This window comes from Streptomyces turgidiscabies Car8, from assembly GCF_000331005.1.
GTDB classification, from domain to species: Bacteria; Actinomycetota; Actinomycetes; order Streptomycetales; family Streptomycetaceae; genus Streptomyces; species Streptomyces turgidiscabies.
Window position 1 is genome coordinate 1 of sequence record NZ_AEJB01000261.1, and the last position, 651, is coordinate 651.

Here is a 651-nt window from a genome sequence, read left to right on the forward strand (position 1 = left end):
CGTCGGCAACGCGATCGCACGAGGATTCGGCATCGACGAGACGAGCGGTATCGACTGGGGCCGCCACGCGCTCCAGCTCGCGGCGGCCGTCGTGATCGTGTTCCTGGGCGACATGGCCTACACGAAGATGCGCGGCGGCAAGAGACACCGAGCTTGAGAGACACCGCGCTCGCGAGGTACCGGCTCAGGAGACACCGGGCTCAGCGGTACGTGTGAAGCAACTCCGCGCCGAAGCCGGACAAGGGTGGGCTGATGCCTGCTCTGGCCACAGGTGCAGGGGCCGGCGCGGGTATGGCCATGGGCAACAAGCTCGCCAACGGGTTCAACAGCAAGACCAGCGGCCCGGCGTCTCCGAGCACGGGCAAGTCCGCGGGCAAGACGGCGTCGACGAACGCCGGAGGTACGAACGGCGACCCGACGGCGCTGACCGCGGGCAACCAGGCGCTGGCCCTGGAGGGCGGCGGCGAGGGTGGCCCGGGCGATCCGAACAGCCCGGCACTGGACGGTGGTCCTGGCAGCGGTGGCGGCGGCGGTGACGCCAAGGCTCTGCCGGGCGGCAGCGGTCCTGCTGGTGCCCTGGGCGCGTCCGGCCAGAGTGACGGCCCCGACGACAAGGGTGGCCCGCTGCAGCTGACGAGTGGTGGAGCGGGC

At 71.4% G+C, this 651-nt stretch carries 1 protein-coding gene and 1 pseudogene; both read left to right on the top strand.

From position 1 onward, the window contains the following. Window positions 1-157: GlsB/YeaQ/YmgE family stress response membrane protein (locus STRTUCAR8_RS54225; RefSeq protein ID WP_044472345.1), on the top strand; the 157-nt coding region annotated here is incomplete at its 5' end. Window positions 158-252: 95 nt separating this feature from the next. Beyond that, a pseudogene (locus tag STRTUCAR8_RS16990) lies at window positions 253-651 on the top strand (hypothetical protein); the annotation flags it as partial.